A 25,999-nucleotide genomic window follows, 5' to 3' on the forward strand; every position below is an offset into this window, starting at 1 on the left:
ATTGTTGGGTTAAGGTTCGTCGGTTGTGAATCGATTGTTCCAATACAGCATCAATAGCATGGTAACAATAACAGAGGAAGCTATGCCTTCAAATAGCAAACAAATTGAATAAGTATTTATTGATGGGTGTCCTGCGAATAAAAAGGTTCTTGGTAGTGTTTGAATATAAGAATCCCCTCCTTTTATATGGCTATAAAGGACTAGCCCAATAGCGCTTAAAAACACGCCTACAAGTGAAGTGATTATTGCCGAGGCAGCATTTTCGACGAATCTTTTTTTGCCTTGTGAAAGATTCATTTTAATAGAGCGGTTAACACCGTAAAAGACAAAAAAGATGTTAATCAGTCGCAAGTAAAATAAATTGGAATAGCTTAGTGCTTCCATAAACAAAAAAAAGATTGCAATAAGAGAAAAAATAATGAATCCGTTTTCTAATTCTTTTGGTAGTTTCATGTTGTTAATTATTAAAAATGAACCTTAATAAAATACCGTAAATTGCTGTTCTTTAAAATAGTTTTTTTAGTAGCTTAAGTTTCTGTCTAGTCAGAAGGGTATTGTTTTTTCCAATACAGCATTAGAGAAAATGTAACAATAACTGCAGATACGATTCCTTCAAAAAGCAAAGAAATACTATAAGTCATAACGGATGGTTTTCCAACAAATAAAAAGGTTTCCGGTAATGTTTGTATATAGGAATCGCCGCCTTTGTAGTAGATATAGGTTATGAGTCCTATGATGCTTAAAAACACTCCGGTTAGGGAAGTCAGTAGGGCTGATACAGCATTGTAGGGGAATATCGTCTTGCCTTCGAGAAAATTTGTTTTTAAAGTTCTGTTTGCGCCATAAAAAACAAATAGGATGTTAAATAGTCGTAAGTAAACCAAATCGGCGAGACCTAAAGCTTCCATTAACAAAAAATAGAGACCGATTCCAATAAAAATAATACATCCGTTGTATAGTTCTTTTGGTAGTTTCATATTGTTTAATTTTAAAAAGTTAAAAAAATATCTTTTTGATAAACAGGGCAATACATCTCAAATTTACGTAAAATATTTGAGATATGTTAAGGTTTTTTTTACTAATTATTAGTGTTTTTTTAGGTATTCTATCGCTTTGTTTTTGTCTTTTTCTAATTGCGTTTTTAACGATTCAATTGAGTCAAATTTTTGTTCCGGTCGAAGGTATTGAAGTATCGAAACAGATAATTCTTGCCCATATAATTCGGAATTAAAATCTAAATAATGAATTTCTATTGATAAATGGTCTCCTCCAACTGTAGGGTTAAAGCCGATATTCATTATCCCAAAAACTGTTTTTTGGTTGATTGTGCTTTTTACGACATAAACGCCATTTAAAGGAATCAGTTTGTAGTCTTCCTTTATGTTTAGGTTTGCAGTGGGAAAGCCAATGGTTCTTCCAAGGCGCTTTCCTTCTAATACGGTGCCTGTCAGAAAATAGTCATAACCCAGATACTGATTTGCCAGAGTCATGTTTCCTTCGGATAGTGCTTTTCTGATTTTGGTTGAACTCACAGAAATAGCATCTATTTCTTGAACAGATATTTGTTCAACTTCAAATCCATATTGTTTTCCAAAACCTATTAAATCGTCAATATTTGCGGTGCGATTTCTTCCAAAGCGATGGTCGTGGCCAATGATGATTTTGTGAATGTTGAATTGATTAACGAGAATGTCACGAACAAATTCTTCGGCTGTTAATCTTGAAAAATTTTCGTCAAAAGGATGAATAACAAGGTTTTCGATTCCTGTTTTTTCAAGCAAATTTATTTTCTCGGAGATAGTATTCAATAATTTGATATCAGATTGATTTTGTAAAACCATTCTGGGATGAGGAAAAAAAGTGAGAACCAGACTCTCGTATTTGTTGTTTTCGGTATTCTGGGTTACTTTTTCCAGAATCTTTTTATGACCAATATGAACTCCATCAAAAGTGCCGAGGGTAAGGATCGTTTTTTTTGTGGAGCTGAATTCTTGTATGGATTGAAAAATATTCAAAGCAATTGTTTTATAATGCTGCAAATTTATGTTATCTATTTTAAATCTAACGGTATTGCGTATGGTTTTCAATAGATTTTGTTTTGTTTTTAAAAAAAACTCGAAAAGCTGTCAAATTGAATCATTTGTTGGGTTAATTTTTAGGAAACCTAAAAAGGTGTACTTCATTTGGATAAAATGGTTTATTTTTGAGTGTATATTTTCAATCTATGAAAAAAATTATATTTTGCTTGTTTGTTATACTCTCTGGTTCAGTGATTCATGCTCAAAAGGAATCGCCTTGGAAAAGGATTAACAGAGTGGCAACATCAGATTATCAAAGGAATGGAACGGATCGAACCGCTGAAAAAGAATTGTTTTTTCAATTGGATCAAGTGATGTTGAAGCAGTCTTTGAATGCTTTGGGCAGTAAAACAGATAAAAAACAATCAAAGCAAATTAAAATTCCGAATAGAAATGGAGTTTTAGAGGAATTTTTAGTTTGGGAATCTTCAAATTTTGATCCTGAACTGCAAGCGAAATATCCTGATATTAAATCTTATGCTGGAATTGGGGTTACGGATTCTAGAGCTTCTTTAAATTTTAGCCTTTCTCCTGACGGAATTCAAACTATGGTTTTGAGAGCGGATAGTGATTCGGAATTTATAGAGAATTCATCTGACGATAAAAATGTTTATGTTCTTTTTAATTCCAAAAGCAGAGCTATGGGGAATCTGCCTTTTGTTTGTAAGACCGAAGATATAGCGCTTAATAAGCAATTGTTGGGTAAGGCAAGCAAAATTTCGGCTAATTCTAAAGTTTTTAAAACGTTGAGGTTGGCTTTGTCTTGTACTGGGGAATATGCTACTTATCATGGCGGTACCGTTGCGGGAGCTCTGGCGGCGATGAATGCAACTATGACAAGAGTAAATGGGGTTTTTAATCGAGACTTGGCGGTCAAATTGCAACTAATCGCTAATAATGATCTAATCGTTTATACTAGCGCTATTGCTGATCCTTATTCTGATGCGGCTAAAGGTGTAGATGGTAGTTGGAGTCAAGAGTTGCAGGATAATTTAACTAATGTGATTGGAAATGATAATTATGATATAGGACATTTGTTTGGTGCGTCTGGCGGTGGGGGCAATGCAGGTTGTATTGGTTGTGTTTGTGTAAATCCTACAATTGGAGAGCCATTAGCAAAAGGGAGTGCATACACTTCTCCTGGAAATGGGAATCCCAAAGGCGATGCTTTTGATATCGATTTTGTAGCTCATGAAATGGGGCATCAATTGGGGGCAAATCACACTTTTTCTGAAAGTATTGAAGGAACAGGAGTTAATGTAGAGCCGGGTAGTGGTTCTACAATTATGGGATATGCGGGAATCGCTGATAATAATATTCAAAATAACTCTGACGACTATTTTGCTTATGTCAGTATTATGCAAATACAAAATAATCTTGCCTCAAAAGATTGCCCTATATCGGTTAATTTAGATAATAATCCTCCTGTTGTGAGCGCTGGTCCGGATTGGACAATTCCAAAGGGAACTGCCTTTGTTTTAACAGGTACGACTTCTGGTTCTGATAGTAATGCGATAACTTATTGTTGGGAACAAAATGATGATGCTAAGACCCAAAGCGGTTCAAGCAGTATAGCTTTTCCTGCTAAACCTGACGGTCCTCTTTTTAGGTCATTAAAGCCGAGTAGTTTAGCCGTTAGGTATATGCCTGCGCTTGGCACGGTGCTTTCTGGTAGGTTAAGTTCAACATGGGAATCGGTTTCTTCTATAGCACGAACGCTTCATTTTACTTTAACGGCAAGAGATAATGCATCTTTAGGAACTGCTCAAACCAGTACCGCGGCTATGGTTGTAAATGTGAGTGGGGCTGCTGGACCATTTGAAATTACATCTCAAAATTCAGAGAATTTAAGTTGGTTTCAGGGTGAAAACACATCGATAACCTGGGGCGTAAACGGCTCTAATGCTTTGCAGGGATCGACTAATGTGAATATAAAGCTTTCCACAGATGGTGGATTGACTTTTCCGATAATTTTAGCATCAAATACACCAAATGATGGCTCGGAGATTATTACCGTTCCTGATATTGTTGCTAAAAACTGTAGAATTTTAGTTGAACCAACGGCAAATATTTATTATGCCATAAATAGTAAAGCTTTCGCAATAGGATATTCAATTGTTTCTTCTTGTGATACTTATACTTTTGCACCAACTCCTTTTGCTATACCGGAATCGGCAACGTATGCAACTAGAAAGATTAATGTTCCGGCTTCAGCGGGAGCAATAGTTGATGTAAATCTGTCAGTAGGCTTTTCGCATACGTATGTATCGGATGTAAGTATAGATGTTGTAAATCCTCAAGGAACTACTGTGAAATTATTTGAAAAAAATTGTGAGGCAACTGATGGTACTTTGTTGTTAGATTATGATGATTTAGGGGACGCTCTTTCTTGTGGTAAGGCTACAGCTCAAAAAGTTTCGCCTTATGAGCCATTGGATGTTTTTAATGGGCAAAATCCGCAGGGTGAATGGACTTTTAGAGTTCGGGATATTTATTTGGGAGATACGGGAACTTTAGATTCAGCTTCTATTACTATTTGTACGCAAACTTATACTTTAATAGAGCCGGATTTTAAATTTTCTGAAATTATTTCATACCCCAATCCTTCTGATGGTAATGTCACCGTACAATTTATGAGCAAAAATACGACAGGTGTCAAGATTTTGCTTCATAATATGTCGGGTAAGGAGTTGTTTAATAAAGAGTACGAGAGCAAGTTTAATTTTGATGAGAATATACAATTGCCACAATTAGGATCAGGAATTTATTTATTGACTGTTTTTGATGGCGATAGGAGAGAAGTAAAGAAAATAATAATCCAATAAAAGATGTAAAAAAAGGGGATTTAATCCCCTTTTTATTTTCCGTTAAAAGCAGTCATGGTGTTTCCTAAGCCTGCTGTTCCAAATGATTTGATAATTTCGGAAGCTATTTCCAGTCGTTCCGGAAGAGCCGTTTTTTCATCGTCATCCCATTCTCCCAGTACATAATCGACCTGTTTTCCTTTTTTGAATTCGTCGCTGATGCCAAATCGGAATCGAGTATATTGATTGTTGTTTAGAATTAGGTTGATGTTTTTTAGACCGTTGTGTCCGCCGTCGCTTCCTTTTGGTTTGATGCGAATGGTTCCGAATGATAAATTTAAATCATCTGTGATGACCATTAGGTTTTCCAAAGGAATATTTTCTTTATCCATCCAATATTGAACAGCTTTTCCGCTCAAATTCATATAGGTGTTTGGTTTTAAAAGCAGAAAAGTTCTTCCTTTAAATTTATATTCGGCTAAGGATCCTAATTTTACGGTTTCAAATTGAATTGCTTCTTTTTTGGCAAAGTGATCCAGTATTTTAAAGCCGATATTGTGTCTTGTGTTTACGTATTCGGCGCCGATGTTGCCTAGCCCTACTATTAAAAATTTCTTCATATATGCTGTATTGTCTGCTGTTTTTGTTGATGAAAACAGTGTTTGTATCCATTTTATCATCCTGCAAAAGTAAGCTAATTTGAAAATGTTTGCAAAAATTCGAATAGTTGGCTGTCTAGCCCCGATGGAAGTGAAAATCCCACGCTTTTTTGCGTGGATTGTAGCGTACAGCGGGTATTGGATTTGCCGATAATGCCTTGTCTTTCGCTTCAGGGTATAAAAAAAGCACCAGTTTTACAACTGATGCTTTTATGATTGATTGAAAAAAGATTATTTTTTCTTTCCTTTTGCAGGTGCTTTTGCAGCTTTTGCAGCTTCTTGAGCCGCTTTCATAGCCGCACGAGAAATCTTCACTTGACAGATAACAGTGTTGTCTGGGTGCATGATTTTGAAGTTTGGAGTAGGTACTTTAGTTACATATAACTTGTTACCCATGTCTAGAGGAGTAATGTCAGCTTCAATAAAATCTGGAAGATTTTTTGGTAAAGCTTTAACTTTAAGTTTACGGTTACCAATACGTAAATCTCCACCAGCCATAACTCCTTTAGAGTTACCAACGAATTTTACAGGAATTTCGATAGTGATTTCTTTGTCATCATATAGTTGAAAGAAGTCAATATGTAAAATTTTGTCAGACACCGGGTGAACCTGAATGTCTTGTAAAATTGCATTGAATGATTTTCCATCACCAAGTTCGATCACAACTGTGTGAGCGTTTGGAGTGTAAACCAAGCTTTTGAATGCTTTTTCTTCTGCTGAAAAGTGTACTGGTTGATCTCCTCCGTATAACACGCAAGGAACCGCTCCAGCATTACGTAAGGCTTTAGTTGCTACTTTGCCCACGCTTTCTCTTTCTGATCCTTTAATTGTAATCGATTTCATTTTGAAAATTTTATATAGTTATTAATTAAACTCTTGTTTGTAGCAATCAGCTTTGGCTTTATGCTTTTTGTAGTGGTTGCTTCGTTTCTCGCAACAACTACATTATGAATTTTCCACTGATGGAATTGTTGTGGTGCACCATGTGCATAACTTCGGCAAAAAGAGGTGCACAACTCAACACTCTTATTTTTTTTGATTCTTTCTTCAACGGAATAGAATCAGTAACGATTAATTCTAGTAATTTAGAATTTTCTATTTTTTCGTAAGCACTTCCTGATAAAATGGCGTGAGTGCAAATCGCTCTTACGCTCAATGCTCCTTTTTCTATCATTAAATCGGCGGCTTTCGCCAAAGTTCCTCCAGTGTCAATCATGTCATCTACTAAGATTACATGTTTGCCTTTTACCTCACCAATTAATTCCATAGTGTCGATAATATTGGCTTCTTTTCTTTGTTTGTAACAGATAACTACGTCCGATTCTAAAAATTTAGAATAGGCATAAGCTCTTTTTGAGCCTCCCATATCTGGGGAAGCAATTGTCAAATTTTCTAATCCTAACTCTTTCACGTAAGGTAAAAAGATTGTAGATGCGAAAAGATGGTCTACTGGTTTTTCAAAAAATCCTTGAATTTGATCTGCATGCAAATCCATGGTCATTACTCTTGTTGCGCCAGCAGCGTCTAATAAATTTGCCACTAGTTTAGCTCCTATCGGAACTCTCGGCTTATCTTTTCTGTCTTGTCTTGCCCATCCAAAATAAGGTATTACGGCAGTTATGTGTCTTGCAGAAGCTCGTTTTGCAGCATCGATCATCAGTAATAATTCCATCAGATTATCTGCGGTTGGAAAAGTCGAACAAACGATAAAAACGCGTAATCCTCTGATAGATTCTTCGTAAGAAGGTTGAAATTCACCATCACTGTATTTAGACATGGTTACTTTTCCTAACGGGATTCCGTATGCTTTTGCAATTTTTTCGGCTAGATAGACACTTTGTGAACAAGCAAAAATTTTAGCTTCCGGTTCTAGATGTGACATTTAATTTGTTGTTTTGTAGTTAGTTGTGAGTGTGTCGTTTTAACGAGGTGCAAATTTATGAAATTTATTCAACTCTGAAAGGAAAATTTTAAGTATTTTTAGTAGATTTTCTGATTTTATTTTTTACATTTGCACCGTGTTAAAGGAAAAGACGTTTAGCTACCACTAAATGTCTCTTTATTGCGTTGAGATAATTGTTATTATCTCTGTCTGCTAAGCCCGGATGGCGGAATTGGTAGACGCGCTGGTCTCAAACACCTGTGGGAAACCGTGCCGGTTCGACTCCGGCTCCGGGTACGTAAAAGCCTCTTAATCGTTTGATTAAGAGGCTTTTTTTATTTTACACCTTTTTTATTACATATGTTACAATTCCCCAAATGATTAATTCATTTTCTTCGGTTACTTTTATCGGTGTGTAATTTGGATTTTCTGGCATCAGGTAGAGGCAGTCTTTTTCGAGTTGGATGCGTTTTACGGTAAATTCCCCATCTATAAAGCAAATGGCAATTTTATTGTTTTGTGGTTCCAGACTTCGATCTACAATTAGTACGTCCTTGTCATTTATTCCAGCATCAATCATAGAATTGCCTTTGACTCTAATATAAAAGGTAGCCAATGGATTCTCGCTTAATTCTTTATTTAGGTCAATGTTGTTTTCCATAAAATCAGCAGCAGGAGAAGGGAATCCTGCCGAAACTCCGTCCGGGATAAAAGGAATTTTTAGTTCGCTTTCATAATCTGGATGGAAAAAGCTAAGTTTTTGTTCTTTCTTTATAGACATTTTATTTCGAGTATATCTTTAAAATCGGTGGTGTATTTTGGTGATAAATGATTTTGATTCATATTCCAAGTCAAACTTAAATCCTGGGTTGCCATTTTTACTTGAGTGTATCCAATTTTCTTGTTTAACGTATCCATTACTTTCATCAACGCCAAATGTTTGGGGTTTTCGTCCTCAAACAATTGAAATTGTTTTTTGTCCTCATCGATGAGTCCGCTAACAATTACTCCTGCTTTTTTAAATTTTAAATGCTCATTCCCTTTATGTAGCTTTTTTAATAGTTCAATAGCCGCATTCGAAATTGTCAAACTTGAATTGGTTGCAAAAGGCAGCGTAATCGCCACATTAAAATAATATTTTGACGTTTTAACTGTGTGTTTGTCAATTACTAACATGACGATAATGGTATGACAGCAGGACTTTTGTTTTCTTAATTTTTCGGCGCAAACCACAGCAAAAGTGGTAATACGTTCTCTGAGTAAATCGTAATCAGATATTTGTTTCGGGAAACTTCGAGTGATGGCAATGCTTTTCTTCTGGTCAGATATAGATTCTAAGTCCATCACTGATTTTCCTTCGAGTTCATATTTCAGTCGAAGACCAATTACACCCATTTCTCTTTTGATCCAAGCTTCGTGTTGTGGTTGGATAAAATCGAATGCGGTATTGATGTTTTTTAATCGGGCTTTTTTAGTGGTTCTATAACCGATGCCCCAAACATCTTCAATTTTTGTCCATTTCAGTGCTTTGATTCTTTTCTCATTACTATCTATTATATAAACACTTTGGGTTCTGTTTTGGAATTTTTTGGCAATTTTATTGGCAACTTTAGATAAAGCTTTGGTTTCTGCAAAACCAATAGAAACTGGAATCCCAACCCATTTGTGAACTCTTTTTTTCATTTGAATACCATAATGATGAAAATCCGGGATTGCCATTCCGTCAAAATTCAAGAAAGCTTCATCGATACTATAGATTTCAATGTTGGGAGTGAATTGTCCTAATATTGACATTACACGATGGCTTAAATCACCATAAAGGGCATAATTGGATGAAAATAATTTTACATTTTTTTCCCGAACTAAATCTTTAATCTGAAATGCCGGAGCGCCCATTGGAATTCCAACGGCTTTGGCTTCTTCACTTCTTGAAATTACGCAACCATCATTATTGGATAAGATGGCAACGGCTTTTGCGTTGAATTCCGGTTGGAAAACACGTTCGCAAGAGGCATAAAAATTATTGCAATCGACTAAAGCATACATAGTACAAAATTACTCAATAAGCTTTTATGGTTTTTGGAATAATAGCTGTTTTTTGGAATTGTTGATAAGTAGTTTTTTGTGGAGCAAGTTTAGAATTAGGATCTGTTTTTATTTGTTGAAGAAAAAAAATCCCTTTGACGAAGTTTCAAATTTTGTCAAAGGGATATTATAAAAAGTTTTTTTGTTTTAATTACAACCATTAATGTCACAACTACCTTCTGTAGGAGTGTTCAATAAGGTTATTTTTGAATCAAATTGTCCTTCTTCCCATACTTTTTCTAGAGTTTTTACAAAAGTTTCAACATGTTGAGCGCCAGAAACAGCATATTTATTGTCTAAAACAAAAAATGGTACGCCTTGAACACCTATGTTTTGTGCCATTGCAATGTCTTGTTTTACGTTTGCCGCATAAGCATCGGATTGTAATACTTTATCGACGGCAGTAGCTTCAAGTCCAGCTTGGATTCCTAGTTGTTTTAAGGTTTCGTAATCGTCTATGTTTTTTCCTTCAGTTAAATAAGCTTTAAACAATAGTTCTTTTAGTTCATTTCCCAAGTGATTTTCTTTGGCCAAATGCAACAAACGATGTGCATTAAAAGAATTGGCCATAATGGCTTTTTCAAAATGAAAATCCAAGCCTGAGTTTTTGGCATTTTGGGTCATGTTGTCCATCATTTCTTGTGCCCATTCTTTGTCTTTTCCATATTTTTCTGCCAGATGTTCCGTAAGATTCTCGTCTTTTGAAGCAATAAAATTAGGGTCCAATTGAAAACTCTTCCATTCAATTTCAACGGCATCTGCGTGTTCAAATTGTGTTAATGCGGTTTCGATTCTCCTTTTTCCTATATAGCAATACGGACACATGATATCGGACCAGATTTGTACTTTTAATTTATTTTCCATCTTTATATATTTTTGATAAGATTTCTTTATTTGTATATACAAATGTAATAAAAAGCTTTTAGAATAGGTTTTGGTTTATGTTTTTATTGGGAATTTAAATTTGCGGTTTTGTAATAGATCTAATAAAAAAACCATCAAGTCCCGATTGCTATCGGGACTTGATGGTTTTTTGTATTTTATGAAACAGTGGTTTTTTATGCCAATAAATCCAATACGAATGATGGAAATAAACCAAGGGCGATATTTAGAACAATAGCTATAACGGCAACTGCATAAATAGTAATTGGAGTCCCAGCTCTTTCTTCGTTTGGCTCTTTGGTATACATTGCCAGAATCAGTTTAAAGTAGTATCCTACGCTTATAATAGAATTGATTACAGCAACGATCACTAAAGCGATATAACCTGCCTGAATCGTTTGATTGAATAAAAATAATTTGGCAAAGAAACCCGAAAAAATTGGAATACCTGCCATAGACAACAAACCAGCAGTTAGTATTGCTGCCAATAGCGGGTTGGTTTTTCCTAATCCGTGGAAATTGGTGATATCTTCATTTTCGGTGTTTTTGCAAACATATAGAATCACGCTAAAAACGGCGATTCCTGCCAATGCATAAGCCGAAGTGTAATATAATAATGTTCCAGCGGCATTTGTAGTGCTTAGCAATGTCATTAACATAAAACCGGCATGCGAAATCCCTGAGAAAGCCAACATACGTTTCACATTCACTTGGCGTAATGCCATGATATTACCTACCGTCATAGAAGCCATAGAAATAATGACAATGACTAATTGGAAAGAAGGCGAAAGATCGGCATTCATTACAGTCAGCAATTTGAATAAAGTAGCGATGGCCACAACTTTTGCCAAAGTACTCATCAAAGCAGTCGTCAATGATGGTGAACCTTGATAAACATCCGGAGCCCAAAAGTGGAAAGGAACAGCGGCGATTTTGAAAAACATTCCAATGGCAACTAAAATAATTCCAATTGGGAACCAAACTGGCAATTCCGCAGAACGGGATAATTCACTGATTTCAGTAACATCAAAGCTTCCCATGGCTCCGTATATTAAACAGATACCAAACAAAATAATTCCAGAGGCAAAAGATCCCATTAGGAAGTATTTTAGTCCCGCTTCGTTACTTTTTATGCTTAGTCTGTTGCTTGACGCCAAAACGTATAATGCAATAGATAAAATTTCGATCCCTAAGAAGAACATTGCTAAGTTTCCAAAAGAAACCATGGCAACTGCTCCAGCCAATAAAAATATTTTTATGGCAATGAAATCAGATATTTTCCCGGGTTGATTTTCATAAAACTTATGGCTCAAAGTAACCAAGAAAATCGTTAATATGATAAACAATGCAGAGAATGTTGTAGAAAATTTACTCACAATAATCATATTGTTGTAGTAGGCTGCAGGAGAATTAAATTCGGATATATTCAATCCAAGCACGGCCAATAATCCAATAACTGTTACTGGAATAATCGCTTTTCTGGCATCGAAAATTTCAAATAAAAGGCATAAAACACCTAATCCTATTATAGCTATTAATGTATTCATTTTTTTATTTGACTAGTTAATTCTATTAATATGAGTTAAAATATTTTCCAAACTTGGTGTGATTAAGTCTGTTATTGGTTTTGGATACATTCCAAAGAAGAAAAGAACGGCAACAATAAGTACCAAAGTGATTCCTTCTTTAGCTGTGATATCTGCAAATGATTTTATGTTGGTTTCGCCAAGCATTACTTGTTGGTACATTTTCAACATGTAATAAGCGCCTAAGATAATGGTTGTTCCTCCTAAAAAGGCAAACCATATATTGATTAGAGAAAGGCCATACAATACGGTAAACTCTCCAACAAAGTTAAAAGTGGTAGGAAGAGATACAGAAGCTAAGACCAAAATCAAAAATAATGAGGCGAATTTTGGTGATTGGCTACGAATACCACCCATATCGGCAATAGTTCTGGTTTCATATCTTCTGAAAATGATTTCAGCAATGAAAAACAATCCAACAATTACAAAACCGTGCGCGATCATTTGTAAAACCGCACCACGTAATCCGTCAATGGTAAGTGTATAGGTTCCTGCGGCAATTAGTCCAACGTGGGCTAATGAAGAGTAAGCCAGTAATTTTTTCAAATCTTTTTGTCTCAAGGCTACAATTGAACCGTAGATTACTCCGGCAATTCCAAGACTGATGAAGATTGTCATGTATTCTTTTGCCGCTAGCGGAGCAATAGGCAGTTGCCAACGGATAACGCTGTACAATCCCATTTTTAACATAATTCCTGAAAGAAGCATTGTTCCCGCAGTAGGTGCTTTTTGGTAAACGCTGGCTTGCCAAGTATGAAAAGGAATAAGTGGAATTTTGATAGCATAGGCCAAGAAAAAAGCCAGGAAGATCCATAATTGCTCAGTCGCCGATAAATTTAATTTGTATAAATCTTCTAATAAAAAGCTTCCTGCTTGTTGGTACAAATAAACAAAAGCAACAAGCATGAATAAAGATCCTGCAAGGGTATAGATAAAGAATTTTACCACAGCTTTTTTGCGTTCCTCGGTATCACCATTACCCCAAATCAAAGCAATGAAGTAAATAGGAATTAATGACAATTCCCAGAAAATGTAATATAAAAGACCATCAGCTGCCAAGAAAGTTCCCGCCATGGCAAAAGCCATAAACAAGATCAGACTATAGAAGGCTTTAGAATTTTTATAGTCATTTCCAAAGGATGAAAATATGATTATTGGAGTCAAAGCCGTTGTCAGCAATAGCATGGCTATAGATAAACCGTCTGCTTTTAAAGCAAATGCAATATTAGGTTGGTTAATCCATTGGCTTATAAAGCTAATGTTTTCTCCAGCATTAAAATGGTTTAACAATACTATAGAACATCCTAAAGCAGATAGTCCAAAGAATAAAGCCACTTTTGAAGCCAGTTTGTCACCGGCAAGATAAGTTGCAAATGCACCAACAAAAAGTATTATTAATAGTAGTGATACGTTCATGGTATAAAATTATTGAGCTAAAAATAAATAGGTTACAATGGCGCAAAGCCCTAAAACAAAAGCAAAAAGATAAAAACCGATACTTCCGCTTTGTAATTTTCTTCCTTGAAACGCTATTTCGTTGGTTACTTTTCCTAATCCGAAAACCGCAGAGGACAAAGTAGTTTCTACATTATCTCTAAAAAATCTTGACAGGCTGTTTGTTGATTTTACAAATAAATAGTCATAGATTTCATCTACATAATATTTGTTGTAAAGTACTTTTGCAAAACCAGTAATTTGAGAATCTTCAGTAGGAACTTGGTTTTGTTTGATGTATTTTGCATAAGCAATTGCGATTCCTATTATTCCGCCAATTACAGCAACTGCCATCAATGCATATTCGGTTGTTCCAAAATGATGTGCCTCGTTTGCTGTTTTTGTAAATAAAGGAGCAAGATAGCCATTTAACCAGCTGTTGGTTGGTAAACTAATCAATCCACCTATTGTAGCTAAGATTGCCAAAACAATTAAAGGGAAAGTAATCAAAGAAGGACTTTCGTGTAAATGACTCTTTTGTTCGGCTGTGCCTCTAAATTCTTTGAAGAAAGTAAGATATAATAATCGGAACATATAGAATGCCGTCATAAGCGAAGCCAATGAAGCAATAAACCATAATACTTTGTTGTGTTCAAAAGCGACTAACAAGATTTCATCTTTCGAGAAAAATCCTGAGAATGGAGGGATTCCTGAAATTGCTAATGAAGAGATTAAGAAAGTGATAAAGGTAATTCCCATTACTTTTTTCAATCCACCCATTTTACGCATGTCTTGTTCCCCGTGCAAAGCATGAATAACCGAACCAGAACCCAAGAACAAACAAGCTTTGAAGAATGCATGTGTGATTACGTGGAAAACGGCTACTTCATAAGCACCTAAACCTAAAGCCAAGAACATTAATCCCAGTTGTGAAACGGTTGAATAAGCCAATACTTTTTTGATGTCGGTTTGTACCAATGCAATTGTTGCGGCTACCAAAGCAGTAACTGAACCCACAATGGCGATGATGTTTTGAACATCTGGAGCTAGATCAAATAAGAAATTTAATCTTGTGATCATAAAAATACCTGCGGTAACCATTGTTGCAGCGTGTATCAATGCCGAAACCGGTGTTGGACCCGCCATTGCATCCGGCAACCATGTATATAATGGAATTTGTGCTGATTTTCCACAAGCGCCAATAAATAAAGCAAAAGCTGCTGCCGAGATCCAGTACATGTTTAAATCTGTAGCACCTGCGATAGCTGTTTTTAAACTAGCATAATCTAAAGTCGAGAATAAAGAACCGATGATGAATATTCCGATCAACAATCCTAAATCCCCAATTCTATTCATGATAAAAGCTTTTTTAGCCGCATCATTGAAATCTTGGTTTTTATGCCAAAACCCGATAAGTAGGTAAGAACAAAGTCCAACGCCTTCCCATCCGATGAATAATACCAATAAGTTGCTTCCAATTACCAAAGCAATCATGAAGAAGATAAACAAATTCAAATAAGCAAAAAACTTGTGCATGTTCTCGTCATCATGCATGTAGCTGATGGAGTATAGGTGAATCAATGAACCAATCCCGGTTACAAAAAGCAACCATAAAATTGACAATTGATCTAAAAGAAAACCAAAATCTACCTTGAAATTACTGATTTGGATCCAATCAAATAATTGAATGCTGATTGGTTGTTGAGTTTGATTTATTTGAAGAAAAAAGAAAATACTAACTACAAAAGAAACCACAACAGCAAATGTTCCGATTATCCCGGAAGCCGACTTTCCGATATTTTTCCCAAAGAAAATATTAAATAAAAATCCTAAAAAAGGAGCTAATAATAAGAGTAAAGCTAAATTCGTATTCATTATAGTTTATCCTTTTAAGTTTTTTAAATTATTGATATCAATCGAACCTAAATTTCTAAATATCGAAACTAGAATAGCCAGACCTACGGCAACCTCGGCAGCAGCTACAGCCATTGAGAAAAACACGAAAATTTGCCCTTGTGCATCTTGGTGATAGGTAGAGAATGCAACAAACAAAAGATTGACTGCATTTAACATAATTTCGATTGACATAAATACGATGATAGCATTTCGTCTGTATAAAACTCCAAAAACCCCAATACAAAAAAGTATCGTAGAAAGGAAAATATAGTTTTCGATGCCTATTTCATTTAAAATATTATTCATGTTATTTCTCTTTTTTTTCTTTTTTAGACAATAGAACTGTTCCTATCATTGCCACTAAAAGCAGAATAGATGCAAATTCAAAAGGTACCATATATTCGTTCAACAGCACATGACCCAAAACTTTTATAGATTGGTAATCTTCTCCTGTGGATAGATATTCGCCAATAATTGGTTTAGAGTTGATGAAAACTAGAATTAAAACCACGCAAATCAAACAAAAAGAGACAATAGCTCCTAGTCGAGTAATTCTAGGTTTGTGTACTTCGTTTTCCTTGTTTAGGTTCATCAACATGATGGTAAACAAAAACAAAATCATAATTGCTCCCGAGTATACAATAATATGAACAATTGCCAAGAACTGGGAATTCAATAATAAGTAATGACCTGCAATTGAGAAAAAGCAAATTACAAGATAAAGAGCACTGTGAATTGGGTTTCTGCTAAAGATCGACAAAAAGGCCGTTGACAAAGTGATGGCAGCTAAAACACAAAATATAATAAGTATCGTTGACATTAGTTAGCGTTTTTAAGTTGAGCATTTTTCATTGCGATATCCAAAGGCATAACTAATCTGTCTTTTCCAAAAATAAAATCTTCTCTATCATAACTAGAAGGAACCAAGACTTTTGAAGTGGTTAAATAAATAGCGTCTTTAGGACAAGCTTCTTCACATAGTCCGCAGAAAATACAACGCAACATATTAATTTCGTATATAGAAGCGTATTTTTCCTCACGGTATAGCATTTTTTCCTCAGGTTTACGTTCAGCCGCTTTCATTGTAATGGCTTCGGCAGGACAAGACAATGCACATAAACCACAAGCAGTACAGTTTTCTCTACCTAATTCATCACGTTTCAATTGGTGTTGACCTCTATAAACAGGACTCATTTCACGAACCTGTTCAGGATATTGAATGGTAACTTTTCTGGAGAATAAATGTTTTAATGTTATCATCAAACCTTTGACAATCGCAACAAGGTACATTCTTTCCCAAAAGCTCATCTCTTTATTAGAGACTAGCTTTTTTCTTCCCGATAAGGATATGCTTTCTATTGACATTTTTTTTATTTTTATTTTTAGCTAATCCTGCTATTCGTTTCAATCTTTTATCCTGAACTTGTTTCAGGATCCTGAAACAAGTTCAGGATAAAAGGATTTCCACTGCTATCAGGGCTAGAGCTAATCTGTTCTAATTAAAATCCTAAGAATACAGCTATTTCAGCTCTCAAAATTACGATTCCGGTAATAATGATATTGATGATTGATAACGGAATTAAAATTCTCCATCCTAAATGCATCAATTGGTCGTATCTAAATCTTGGAATTGTCCATCTTACCCACATATAGAAGAAAATGAACCCACATATTTTTACAAATAATACGACAATTCCTATTAGGTTGGCAATATTTACTCCCCAGTTTTCTACTGCCCAACTCATTCCAGGATAATTGTATCCTCCAAAGAATAAAATAGCAAGAATAGCAGATGAAATAAACATGTTTGCATATTCAGCAAATAAATAGAATCCCATTTTCATCGATGAATATTCCAAATGGTATCCTCCAATTAATTCGGTTTCACATTCCGCTAAATCAAACGGCGTTCTGTTGGTCTCTGCAAAGGCACAAACCAAGAAAATCAAGAAAGAAAGAGGTTGGTAAAACACATTCCAGTTCATTCCTGATTGTTGCAATGAAATTTCTCTAAGACTTAAGGTACCGGTCATCATTAATAAGGCTATTAATGAAAGTCCCATCGCTACTTCGTATGAAATCATTTGCGAAGCGGCACGTACCGCTCCCATCAATGAGAATTTATTGTTAGATGCCCATCCACCAATCATGATTCCGTAAACACCTATTGATAGGATTCCAATAATGTATAACAAGGCAATATCAATGTCAGTGGCTTGTAAGATGATATCTCTGCCAAAAAGATGAAATTTATCTCCCCAAGGAATAACGGCACTGGTCATCAAAGCCGTACTCATGGCAATTGCAGGACCTACGAAAAATAAAAATCGATTAGGAGTATCTGGCTCAAATTCTTCTTTAGAGAATAATTTTAACCCATCGGCAAGTGGTTGTAAAACACCTCCTTTTCCGGCTCTGTTTGGACCGATACGGTCTTGAATCCATGCAGCAACTTTTCTTTCAGCAAGAGTAGAATACATTGCCATAAGCATCGTAATGGCAAAAACTACTAGTATGATTATACTTTTTTCTATAATGATTGTACTATCCATTTCTTAAAGATTACCATGTTTAAAATCGTCTCCTTCTTCTTTCTTCAATGGGATAGCAGACATACTTATTTTCTTGCGGTCTTGCTCTCTTCCTTTAAGAATTCCTTCTTCGGTAGCTATATGAACTGTTTCTAGTTCTTGAGTATAATTGTTTTGGTTGATAACCGAATCTTTATCAAATTCTCTTGGTCCTTCAATAACCCAATGGGAAGGGTCTTTGTGGTCAAAACGACAACCATTACAGATGAATTCTTCCACTTCATGGTAGATATCTTTTCTTCCGGTAACTCTTTGTATTTCGTCACCAAACATCCAAAGTGTTGTTTTTCCACAACATTTGTCACAATCTCTGTGTGCATCGAAAGGCTTGTTGAACCAAACTCTGGATTTGAAACGGAAGGTTTTGTCGGTCAATGCACCTACAGGGCAAACATCGATCATGTTTCCAGAAAATTCATTGTCGATTGCTTTAGAAATACAAGTCGAAATATTAGAATGATCTCCTCTGTCCATTACACCGTGTACACGATTGTCTGTCAATTGATCGGCAACTTGTACGCATCGTTGGCATAAAATACAACGATTCATATGCAATTGAATATTTGGACCAATATCTTCTGGTTCAAAAGTTCTTTTTTCTTCTATGAAACGGCTTTTTGCTTTACCATGTTCAAAACTTAAATCCTGTAAATCACATTCACCAGCTTGGTCACAAATAGGACAGTCTAGTGGGTGGTTGATCAATAAAAATTCAGTTACTGATTCTCTGGCTTCTTTTACTCTGTCAGAAGATTTGCTGTTTACTTCCATGCCGTCCATACATCCTGTTACACAAGAAGCCATTAGTTTTGGCATTGGTCTTGGATCTGCTTCACTTCCTTTGGCAACTTCCACTAAACAGCAACGGCATTTTCCGCCGCTACCTTTTAATTTAGAATAGTAGCACATCGCTGGTGGAACGGATTCCCCGCCTATCATACGTGCTGCTTGCAGAATGGTTGTCCCTGGTTCTACTTCAATCGCTTGACCGTCTATTGTTACTTTCATTTTATTTATGCCTTAATGTCAAATGTTTTACAACGTTTAACTTTTTAACTTTCGACTAAATTATACTATTACTTTAGAAACTAAATGCTTTACTTTTTCAAAAGGTTCCGCAACAAAATGGTCTCTGTTTTTTATTCTTTCTGGGAAACGAACATGGTATTCAAATTCGTCTCTAAAATGACGGATAGCTGCTGCTACTGGCCATGAAGCCGCATCACCTAATGGGCAGATAGTGTTTCCTTCAATTTTACTCTGAATACTCCAAAGCAAATCGATATCTTCTTCACGACCTTGTCCGTTTTCGATACGCCACAATACTTTTTCTAACCAACCCGTACCTTCACGACATGGAGTACATTGTCCGCAACTTTCGTGGTGGTAAAAACGGGCAAAATTCCAAGTATTACGTACAATACAAGCTGTATCATCGTAAACTATAAAACCTCCCGAACCTAACATCGATCCTGTTGCAAATCCACCGTCGCTCAAAGATTCGTAAGACATCAAACGGTCTTCTCCGTTAGCGGTTTTGTATATTAAATCAGCAGGTAAAATTGGCACTGATGATCCTCCTGGCACTAATGCTTTCAAGGGTCTGTCAGAACTCATTCCGCCTAAATATTCATCTGAATTCATGAATTCGTAAACACTTAAACCTAATTCGATTTCATAAACTCCTGGGTTTTTGATATTTCCTGAAGCCGAAATTAATTTGGTTCCCGTAGATCTTCCGATTCCGATTTTTGCATAATCATCTCCAGAATTATTAATAATCCACGGCACTGTAGCAATAGTTTCTACATTGTTAACCACAGTAGGATTTGCCCAAAGTCCAGAAACCGCAGGGAATGGCGGTTTGATACGAGGGTTTCCTCTTTTTCCTTCCAATGATTCAATAAGTGCGGTTTCTTCACCACAGATGTAAGCACCGGCACCACAATGAACATAAAGTTCTAAATCGTATCCTGTACCTAGTATGTTTTTTCCTAACCAACCCGCAGCTTTTGCTTCGGCAATGGCTCTTTCCAGAATTTTATAAACCCACATATATTCTCCACGAATGTAGATATAAGAAAGGTTTGCACCCAATGCAAAACTCGAAGTAATCATTCCTTCAATCAATAAATGAGGAATAAATTCCATCAAATAGCGATCTTTAAATGTTCCCGGTTCAGATTCATCGGCATTACAAACTAAATGTCTTGGTTTTCCTGATTTTTTATCAATAAAACTCCATTTCATTCCGGCAGGGAATCCAGCACCACCACGACCACGAAGTCCTGATGTTTTAACTTGCTCAACAACTTCGTCAGGAGTCATTGTTTTCATCGCTTTTTCTACCGAAGCATAACCACCGTTTTGGCGATATACTTCATAGGTTTTGATTCCAGGAATGTTTATTTTGTCTAATAATATTTTTTTTGACATCTTATTTATCGTGTAATATTATTTTATTATCTCGGCAATCAGCAATTAACTGATCGATTTTTTCTTTGGTAAGATGCTCTTTGTAAAAATCACCCAATTGCATCATTGGGGCATAGCCACAAGCTCCTAAGCATTCTACTCCTTTTACTTCAAAAAGACCGTCTGGAGTTGTTTCTCCAATTTTTACACCTAGTTTTTCGCAGGTATAGTCCATCAAATCTTCGGTTCCGTTTAGGCAACATGGCGAAGTTTGACAAAATTCAAACATATATTTCCCGACAGGTTTTTGATTGTACATGGAATAAAAGGAAACCACTTCATAAACTTCAATAGGCAATATCTGAAGAATTTCGGCTACTTTGTCCATCAATTCAACACTCATCCAATTATCGTGAGCGTCCTGAACTTCATGCAAAACCGGCAATAAAGCCGATTTTCTTTTGTCTGCGGGATAATGACTTATCAATTCATTGATGCGGTTCATCAATGTATCAGTCATGTTTATTTCTTGTTTGTAATGGGTACATTTCATAATTTATGCGTCTAATTCTCCAGCAATTACGTTTAAACTTGACAATATAACAATAGCGTCAGATAACAATGATCCTTTTATCATTTCAGGGTAAGCTTGGTAATAAATAAAACAAGGTCTTCTAAAATGGAGTCTGTAAGGAGTACGGCTTCCGTCAGTTACTAAGTAAAAACCAAGTTCACCGTTACCGCCTTCTACTGCGTGATATATTTCTGCAACTGGAACAGGAACTTCTCCCATTACAATTTTGAAATGATATATTAAAGATTCCATGCTGGTGTAAACATCTTCTTTTGGAGGCAAATAGTAATCAGGAACTTCAGCGTGATATTCATTTCCTTCCGGCATTTTGTCCAATGCTTGGCGAATGATTTTCAAACTTTCCCAAACTTCGGCATTACGTACGCAAAAACGATCGTAAGTATCACCTGATTTTCCAACAGGAATTATAAAATCAAAATCTTCGTATGAGCTGTATGGATGTGCTACACGCACATCATAATCAACGCCTGACGCACGCAAGTTTGGTCCTGTAAATCCGTAAGACATTGCTTGTTCAGCAGATATTGGTCCAACGTCTACCGTTCTGTCAATAAAAATTCTATTTCTTTCGAATAAATTTTCAAATTCTTTCCAAGCTGCTGGAAATTCCTCTAAAAAAAGATCTAATTTTCTAAATGCTTCTGGTGACCAGTCTCTTTCGAAACCACCAATTCTTCCCATATTCGTTGTTAAACGAGCTCCACAAATTTCTTCGTAGATTTCATATATTTTTTCTCTGAATTGAAAAACGTATAGGAAACCGGTATAAGCACCCGTATCTACACCTAGAATAGAGTTACAGATAATGTGATCTGCTATTCTGGCCAATTCCATCACAATAACCCTTAAATATTGGGCACGTTTTGGTACTTCAATATCCAATAATTTTTCTAAAGTCATCCACCATCCCATATTGTTGATAGGAGAGGAGCAATAGTTCATTCGGTCTGTAAGTGGAGTAATTTGGTAAAAAGGACGATTTTCAGCGATCTTTTCAAAAGCACGGTGGATGTAACCAATGGTTGGTTCCGCTTCTAAAATTCGTTCCCCATCCATCAACAAGATATTTTGAAAAATACCATGTGTAGCTGGGTGAGTAGGACCTAAATTCAGGATAGATAGCTCGCTTCCATCTTCATTTAGCTTCTCTTTTATTATTTTAGCATATCGATGCTCTGGTGGTAATAATAGTTCTGACATTTATAGAATGTGAAAAATTATAGAATGTGTTTTTAGCAATTGTCTATTGTTCTACCGAAAAAACGGTCATCTTTATCGGTTCTTCCGCCATCTTCCATAGGGAACTCTTTACGCATTGGGAAAGAGATCATTTCATCCATGTTCAGGATGCGTTTCAATTGTGGATGACCTATAAAATCTACACCGTAAAAATCAAACGTTTCTCTTTCCATCCAATTCGAACTCAAGAAAATATTTGATATTGTTTTTATTTCTGGTTTTTCACCATTAATATAGGTTTTGATTTTTATACGTTTGTTTTCGTACCAATTGTGTAAATGATAAACAATTGCAAACTGTTTGTCAACTTCATTATCAGGATAATGAATTCCACATAAATCAGTTAAAAAGTGAAAACGTAATATAGGGTCGTTTTTCAAGAATAGAATTACGGCTTTGTTTTTATCAGCCTCAATTTCAAAGGAAAAAATATCTTTTTGCTGTTGAAAATTGAAAACGCTTTCGCCAAAGGTTTCCGTTAATTTATCTTGAATATCTGTATTTTCTAATGCCATCTCGTTATTTGATATTATAAGAAGCCAATAATTCTTGGTACTCAGGAGAACTTCTTCTTCTTACAGATTCAGTCTTAACTAATTCTTGTAATTTCATTACTCCGTCTACGATTTGCTCAGGTCTTGGCGGACATCCAGGAACGTAAACATCAACTGGTATTACTTTGTCAATTCCTTGAAGAACAGAATAAGTATCAAAAATTCCACCTGAAGTGGCGCAAGCGCCTACGGCAATAACCCAACGAGGCTCAGACATTTGTTCGTATACTTGACGTAAAATAGGTGCCATTTTTTTAGAAATGGTCCCCATTACCATAAGCATATCTGCTTGACGAGGAGAGAAACTCACACGCTCAGAACCAAATCGTGCTAAATCGTAATGTGAGGCCATCGTTGCCATAAATTCAATACCGCAACATGAGGTTGCAAAAGGTAATGGCCAAAGTGAATTGGCACGAGCTAAACCTACAACATCATTTAGTTTTGTTGCAAAGAATCCTTCGCCAACAACACCTTCTGGCGGCTCAACCATTTTTATATCTGAATTACTCATTTGTATTGTTATTTTGAATTTTGAATTGTAAATTTTGAATGTTCAAATAATTTATAATTTAAAATAAATTTATTATTCCCACTCTAAAGCCTTCTTTTTGATGATGTAGAAGAAGCCAACCAATAGCAAAGACATAAAAATCACCATTTTGACCATGCCTTCCATACCTAATTCTTTAAAATTAACAGCCCAAGGATAAAGAAAGATTACCTCAATATCAAACAAAACGAATAGTATTGCAACAAGGAAATATTTTACAGAAAAAGGGATGCGTGCATTTCCTACGGATTCGATACCACACTCAAAGTTTTTTTCTTTAATTTTTGAAGATCTTTTAGGACCTAATTTTCCAGAAACAATGATTGTTCCTACGACAAATCCAACAGCTAATAAAAACTGTATTAAAATAGGGATATAATTTAATTGATCAGATTGCATAATTATCTTTTTTAGCACTAAAACAAGCCACAAAGATAGGTTTCAAGGAATTAAAACACAAGTCTAATCAAGAAATTAGTTGTTGTCAAAATAGGATTACTTCTTAATTTTTAATGATTATAAATAAGAAATTTTATTTTGGGTTTTCTTATAAGAATTTTCGTTGTGGACAAAAAAAAACGTTCCGAAATGAATCGGAACGTTTTAAACATTCGTAGGCAAAAAAAAATATTTTTTATGCTTAGATAACTGCTACTTTCGCAGCAACTTTTCCTTTTCTTCCTTCTTCTTCTTCATAGCTAACTCTGTCACCTTCGCGTAATTCTTCCGCGTTGATTCCTGATGCATGAACAAAAATGTCTTTTCCTGTTTCTTCGTCTGTAATGAATCCGTAACCTTTAGATTCATTGAAAAATTTAACTGTACCTGTACGCATTGTAGTAGTAATAATAATTTATAATGAGGCAAATGTAATCTTTAATATAATACGAACGCTAAAATTATAATATTTTTTTGCAAAAATATTGATATTCAGTGTTTTCAGCCTTTAAAGTGTGTCTAGTTTTATGTGTAACTCTTTTAACTGAGATGCGTCAATTGTTGAAGGTGCATCGATCATAACATCTCTTCCTGAATTGTTTTTTGGGAATGCAATAAAGTCACGAATGGTTTCTTGCCCGCCTAAAATAGCTACTAATCGATCTAGTCCAAATGCTAATCCACCGTGCGGCGGCGCTCCAAATTGGAAGGCATCCATCAAGAATCCGAATTGTGCTTTGGCTTCTTCTTCTGTAAATCCTAAATATTTGAACATCAGTTGTTGGGTTGCTTTGTCGTGGATACGAATAGAACCTCCTCCAATTTCATTTCCGTTCAAAACCATATCATAAGCATTGGCACGAACTTTCCCCGGATCGGTTTCTAGTAAGTGTATGTCTTCTGGTTTTGGAGAAGTGAAAGGATGGTGCATGGCGTGGTAACGACCACTTTCTTCGTCAAATTCCAATAATGGGAAGTCAACAACCCAAAGTGGAGCAAATTCAGCTGGTTTTCTCAATCCTAAACGACTAGCTAATTCCATACGAAGTGCCGAAAGTTGTGTGCGTGTTTTATCGGCTGGACCAGAAAGTACAAAAATCATATCGCCAGGTTTTGCTCCTGTAATTTTTGCCCATTGTCCTAAATCGTCTTGGTCGTAAAATTTATCTACAGATGATTTGTAAGTTCCATCGTCATTGCATTTTGCATACACCATTCCAGATGCACCAACTTGCGGACGCTTAACCCAGTCAATCAATCCGTCAATTTCTTTACGAGTATAATTTCCTGCTTCTGGAACTGCAATACCAACAACTAATTCGGCAGCATTAAATACAGGGAATTCTTTATGTTGTGCAAATTCGTTCAATTCGCCAAATTCCATTCCGAAACGGATGTCTGGTTTGTCGTTTCCGTATGTTTTCATTGCATAGTCGTAGGTAATTCTTGGGAATTTATCTACATCAATGCCTTTAATTTCTTTCAATAAATGTCTTGTCAATCCTTCAAAAACATTCAAAATGTCTTCTTGTTCAACAAATGCCATTTCGCAGTCAATTTGAGTAAACTCAGGCTGACGGTCTGCACGTAAATCTTCGTCACGGAAACATTTTACGATTTGGAAATATTTATCCATTCCGCCAACCATTAATAATTGTTTGAAAGTTTGTGGTGATTGTGGTAAAGCATAAAATTGTCCTTCGTTCATACGACTTGGTACAACGAAATCTCTCGCTCCTTCTGGAGTCGATTTGATTAAATAAGGAGTTTCAACTTCACAGAAATCTAAATCAGATAAATATTTACGAACTTCCATTGCCACTTTGTGACGGAAAAGTAAACTGTTTTTTACCGGATTACGACGAATATCTAAATAACGATATTTCATTCGGATGTCTTCTCCACCGTCAGTTTCGTCTTCAATGGTAAACGGAGGTGTTAAAGCTGCGTTTAGGATAGTTAATTCTGTAACTAAAATTTCGATTTCACCGGTTGGAATATTTTTGTTTTTGGCTTCACGCTCAATAACAGTTCCTTTTACCTGAATTACAAATTCTCTACCCAGCGTTTTTGCTAGTTCAAAAACAGTTTTATCGGTACGACTTTCGTCGAAAATAAGTTGTGTAATTCCGTAGCGGTCGCGTAAATCAACCCAATTCATAAATCCTTTATCGCGTGATTTTTGAACCCAACCCGCTAGTGTAACTTCGGTATTAATATTTGTGGCGTTCAATTCGCCACAATTATGACTTCTATACATGATCAAAATTTTAAGCTACAAAAGTAGCTACAAAAATTAAATTAATCC

At 35.7% G+C, this 25,999-nt stretch carries 26 protein-coding genes and 1 tRNA gene; 2 read left to right on the plus strand and 25 right to left on the minus strand.

Annotated elements, in window-relative coordinates:
• Positions 1-9: 9 nt before the first annotated feature.
• From ACMDB5_RS04775 to ACMDB5_RS04785, 3 genes are all read right to left on the minus strand, one after another.
• Positions 10-453 (minus strand): hypothetical protein, encoded by a 444-nt coding sequence (locus ACMDB5_RS04775; RefSeq protein WP_413999877.1) that lies wholly within the window; start codon positions 451-453, stop codon positions 10-12.
• 86 nt (positions 454-539) lie between these two features.
• A complete protein-coding gene (locus ACMDB5_RS04780) occupies positions 540-977 on the minus strand; it encodes a hypothetical protein (protein ID WP_413999878.1) in 438 nt (145 codons plus the stop codon).
• Between the two features lie 108 nt (positions 978-1,085).
• Positions 1,086-2,015: a bifunctional riboflavin kinase/FAD synthetase gene (locus ACMDB5_RS04785; RefSeq protein WP_414000360.1), complete on the minus strand. Its 930-nt coding sequence runs from the start codon at positions 2,013-2,015 to the stop codon at positions 1,086-1,088.
• A 209-nt stretch (positions 2,016-2,224) separates the two neighbouring features.
• Here ACMDB5_RS04785 and ACMDB5_RS04790 point away from each other — a divergent pair, with 209 nt between their 5' ends.
• Positions 2,225-4,903 carry a reprolysin-like metallopeptidase gene (locus ACMDB5_RS04790; RefSeq protein WP_413999879.1) on the plus strand — a complete coding sequence of 893 codons (2,679 nt, stop codon included), beginning with the start codon at positions 2,225-2,227 and terminating at the stop codon, positions 4,901-4,903.
• A 32-nt stretch (positions 4,904-4,935) separates the two neighbouring features.
• Here the strand turns inward: ACMDB5_RS04790 and pth are convergent, their stop codons facing one another.
• The 3 genes from pth to ACMDB5_RS04805 form a co-directional block, all read right to left on the minus strand.
• Positions 4,936-5,562 carry an aminoacyl-tRNA hydrolase gene (gene pth / locus ACMDB5_RS04795; RefSeq protein ID WP_413999880.1) on the minus strand — a complete coding sequence of 209 codons (627 nt, stop codon included), beginning with the start codon at positions 5,560-5,562 and terminating at the stop codon, positions 4,936-4,938.
• A gap of 210 nt (positions 5,563-5,772) precedes the next feature.
• A complete protein-coding gene (locus ACMDB5_RS04800) occupies positions 5,773-6,384 on the minus strand; it encodes a 50S ribosomal protein L25/general stress protein Ctc (RefSeq protein ID WP_413999881.1) in 612 nt (203 codons plus the stop codon).
• Positions 6,385-6,481: 97 nt separating this feature from the next.
• A complete protein-coding gene (locus ACMDB5_RS04805) occupies positions 6,482-7,423 on the minus strand; it encodes a ribose-phosphate pyrophosphokinase (protein ID WP_413999882.1) in 942 nt (313 codons plus the stop codon).
• A gap of 217 nt (positions 7,424-7,640) precedes the next feature.
• Between ACMDB5_RS04805 and ACMDB5_RS04810 the strand changes: the two genes are divergently transcribed.
• A tRNA-Leu gene (locus ACMDB5_RS04810) sits at positions 7,641-7,720 on the plus strand.
• 43 nt (positions 7,721-7,763) lie between these two features.
• Here ACMDB5_RS04810 and ACMDB5_RS04815 read toward each other — a convergent pair.
• The 19 genes from ACMDB5_RS04815 to aspS form a co-directional block, all read right to left on the minus strand.
• Positions 7,764-8,204 (minus strand): LexA family protein, encoded by a 441-nt coding sequence (locus ACMDB5_RS04815; RefSeq protein WP_413999883.1) that lies wholly within the window; start codon positions 8,202-8,204, stop codon positions 7,764-7,766.
• Positions 8,195-9,469, minus strand: a complete 1,275-nt coding sequence (locus tag ACMDB5_RS04820) for a Y-family DNA polymerase (RefSeq protein WP_413999884.1) — start codon at positions 9,467-9,469, stop codon at positions 8,195-8,197. Before ACMDB5_RS04820 ends, ACMDB5_RS04815 begins: the two co-directional genes overlap by 10 nt.
• 186 nt (positions 9,470-9,655) lie before the next feature.
• A complete protein-coding gene (locus ACMDB5_RS04825) occupies positions 9,656-10,372 on the minus strand; it encodes a DsbA family protein (protein ID WP_413999885.1) in 717 nt (238 codons plus the stop codon).
• Between the two features lie 194 nt (positions 10,373-10,566).
• Positions 10,567-11,937 carry an NADH-quinone oxidoreductase subunit N gene (locus ACMDB5_RS04830; protein ID WP_413999886.1) on the minus strand — a complete coding sequence of 457 codons (1,371 nt, stop codon included), beginning with the start codon at positions 11,935-11,937 and terminating at the stop codon, positions 10,567-10,569.
• 12 nt (positions 11,938-11,949) lie between these two features.
• Entirely contained in the window at positions 11,950-13,392 is a 1,443-nt protein-coding gene (locus ACMDB5_RS04835; RefSeq protein WP_413999887.1) for a complex I subunit 4 family protein, read from the minus strand.
• Between the two features lie 9 nt (positions 13,393-13,401).
• Entirely contained in the window at positions 13,402-15,285 is a 1,884-nt protein-coding gene (nuoL, locus tag ACMDB5_RS04840) for an NADH-quinone oxidoreductase subunit L (RefSeq protein ID WP_413999888.1), read from the minus strand.
• 6 nt (positions 15,286-15,291) lie between these two features.
• Positions 15,292-15,612 (minus strand): NADH-quinone oxidoreductase subunit NuoK, encoded by a 321-nt coding sequence (nuoK, locus tag ACMDB5_RS04845; protein ID WP_074723985.1) that lies wholly within the window; start codon positions 15,610-15,612, stop codon positions 15,292-15,294.
• Between the two features lies 1 nt (position 15,613).
• Complete coding sequence (locus tag ACMDB5_RS04850; RefSeq protein WP_413999889.1) at positions 15,614-16,126, minus strand: NADH-quinone oxidoreductase subunit J; 513 nt, start codon at positions 16,124-16,126, stop codon at positions 15,614-15,616.
• Positions 16,126-16,671 (minus strand): NuoI/complex I 23 kDa subunit family protein, encoded by a 546-nt coding sequence (locus ACMDB5_RS04855; protein ID WP_413999890.1) that lies wholly within the window; start codon positions 16,669-16,671, stop codon positions 16,126-16,128. Before ACMDB5_RS04855 ends, ACMDB5_RS04850 begins: the two co-directional genes overlap by 1 nt.
• Before the next feature lie 134 nt (positions 16,672-16,805).
• Positions 16,806-17,858 carry an NADH-quinone oxidoreductase subunit NuoH gene (gene nuoH, locus ACMDB5_RS04860; RefSeq protein WP_413999891.1) on the minus strand — a complete coding sequence of 351 codons (1,053 nt, stop codon included), beginning with the start codon at positions 17,856-17,858 and terminating at the stop codon, positions 16,806-16,808.
• Positions 17,859-17,861: 3 nt separating this feature from the next.
• Complete coding sequence (locus ACMDB5_RS04865) at positions 17,862-18,905, minus strand: 2Fe-2S iron-sulfur cluster-binding protein (protein WP_413999892.1); 1,044 nt, start codon at positions 18,903-18,905, stop codon at positions 17,862-17,864.
• Between the two features lie 60 nt (positions 18,906-18,965).
• The gene (gene nuoF / locus ACMDB5_RS04870; protein WP_413999893.1) at positions 18,966-20,333 is read right to left on the minus strand and encodes an NADH-quinone oxidoreductase subunit NuoF; all 1,368 of its coding nucleotides are present in this window, start codon (positions 20,331-20,333) and stop codon (positions 18,966-18,968) included.
• 1 nt (position 20,334) lies between these two features.
• Positions 20,335-20,865, minus strand: a complete 531-nt coding sequence (gene nuoE / locus ACMDB5_RS04875; protein WP_413999894.1) for an NADH-quinone oxidoreductase subunit NuoE — start codon at positions 20,863-20,865, stop codon at positions 20,335-20,337.
• Between the two features lie 3 nt (positions 20,866-20,868).
• Complete coding sequence (locus ACMDB5_RS04880; protein WP_413999895.1) at positions 20,869-22,107, minus strand: NADH-quinone oxidoreductase subunit D; 1,239 nt, start codon at positions 22,105-22,107, stop codon at positions 20,869-20,871.
• 32 nt (positions 22,108-22,139) lie between these two features.
• Complete coding sequence (locus ACMDB5_RS04885; protein WP_413999896.1) at positions 22,140-22,661, minus strand: NADH-quinone oxidoreductase subunit C; 522 nt, start codon at positions 22,659-22,661, stop codon at positions 22,140-22,142.
• A gap of 4 nt (positions 22,662-22,665) precedes the next feature.
• Positions 22,666-23,214, minus strand: a complete 549-nt coding sequence (locus tag ACMDB5_RS04890; RefSeq protein WP_413999897.1) for an NADH-quinone oxidoreductase subunit B — start codon at positions 23,212-23,214, stop codon at positions 22,666-22,668.
• A gap of 72 nt (positions 23,215-23,286) precedes the next feature.
• Positions 23,287-23,652, minus strand: coding sequence for an NADH-quinone oxidoreductase subunit A (locus tag ACMDB5_RS04895; RefSeq protein WP_413999898.1), 366 nt, complete (start codon positions 23,650-23,652; stop codon positions 23,287-23,289).
• A gap of 241 nt (positions 23,653-23,893) precedes the next feature.
• Complete coding sequence (locus ACMDB5_RS04900; protein ID WP_007137066.1) at positions 23,894-24,088, minus strand: cold-shock protein; 195 nt, start codon at positions 24,086-24,088, stop codon at positions 23,894-23,896.
• A gap of 111 nt (positions 24,089-24,199) precedes the next feature.
• Entirely contained in the window at positions 24,200-25,951 is a 1,752-nt protein-coding gene (aspS, locus tag ACMDB5_RS04905) for an aspartate--tRNA ligase (protein WP_413999899.1), read from the minus strand.
• Between the last annotated feature and the right edge of the window lie 48 nt (positions 25,952-25,999).

It is taken from the genome of Flavobacterium sp. W1B (assembly GCF_047344965.1).
Lineage (GTDB): Bacteria > Bacteroidota > Bacteroidia > Flavobacteriales > Flavobacteriaceae > Flavobacterium.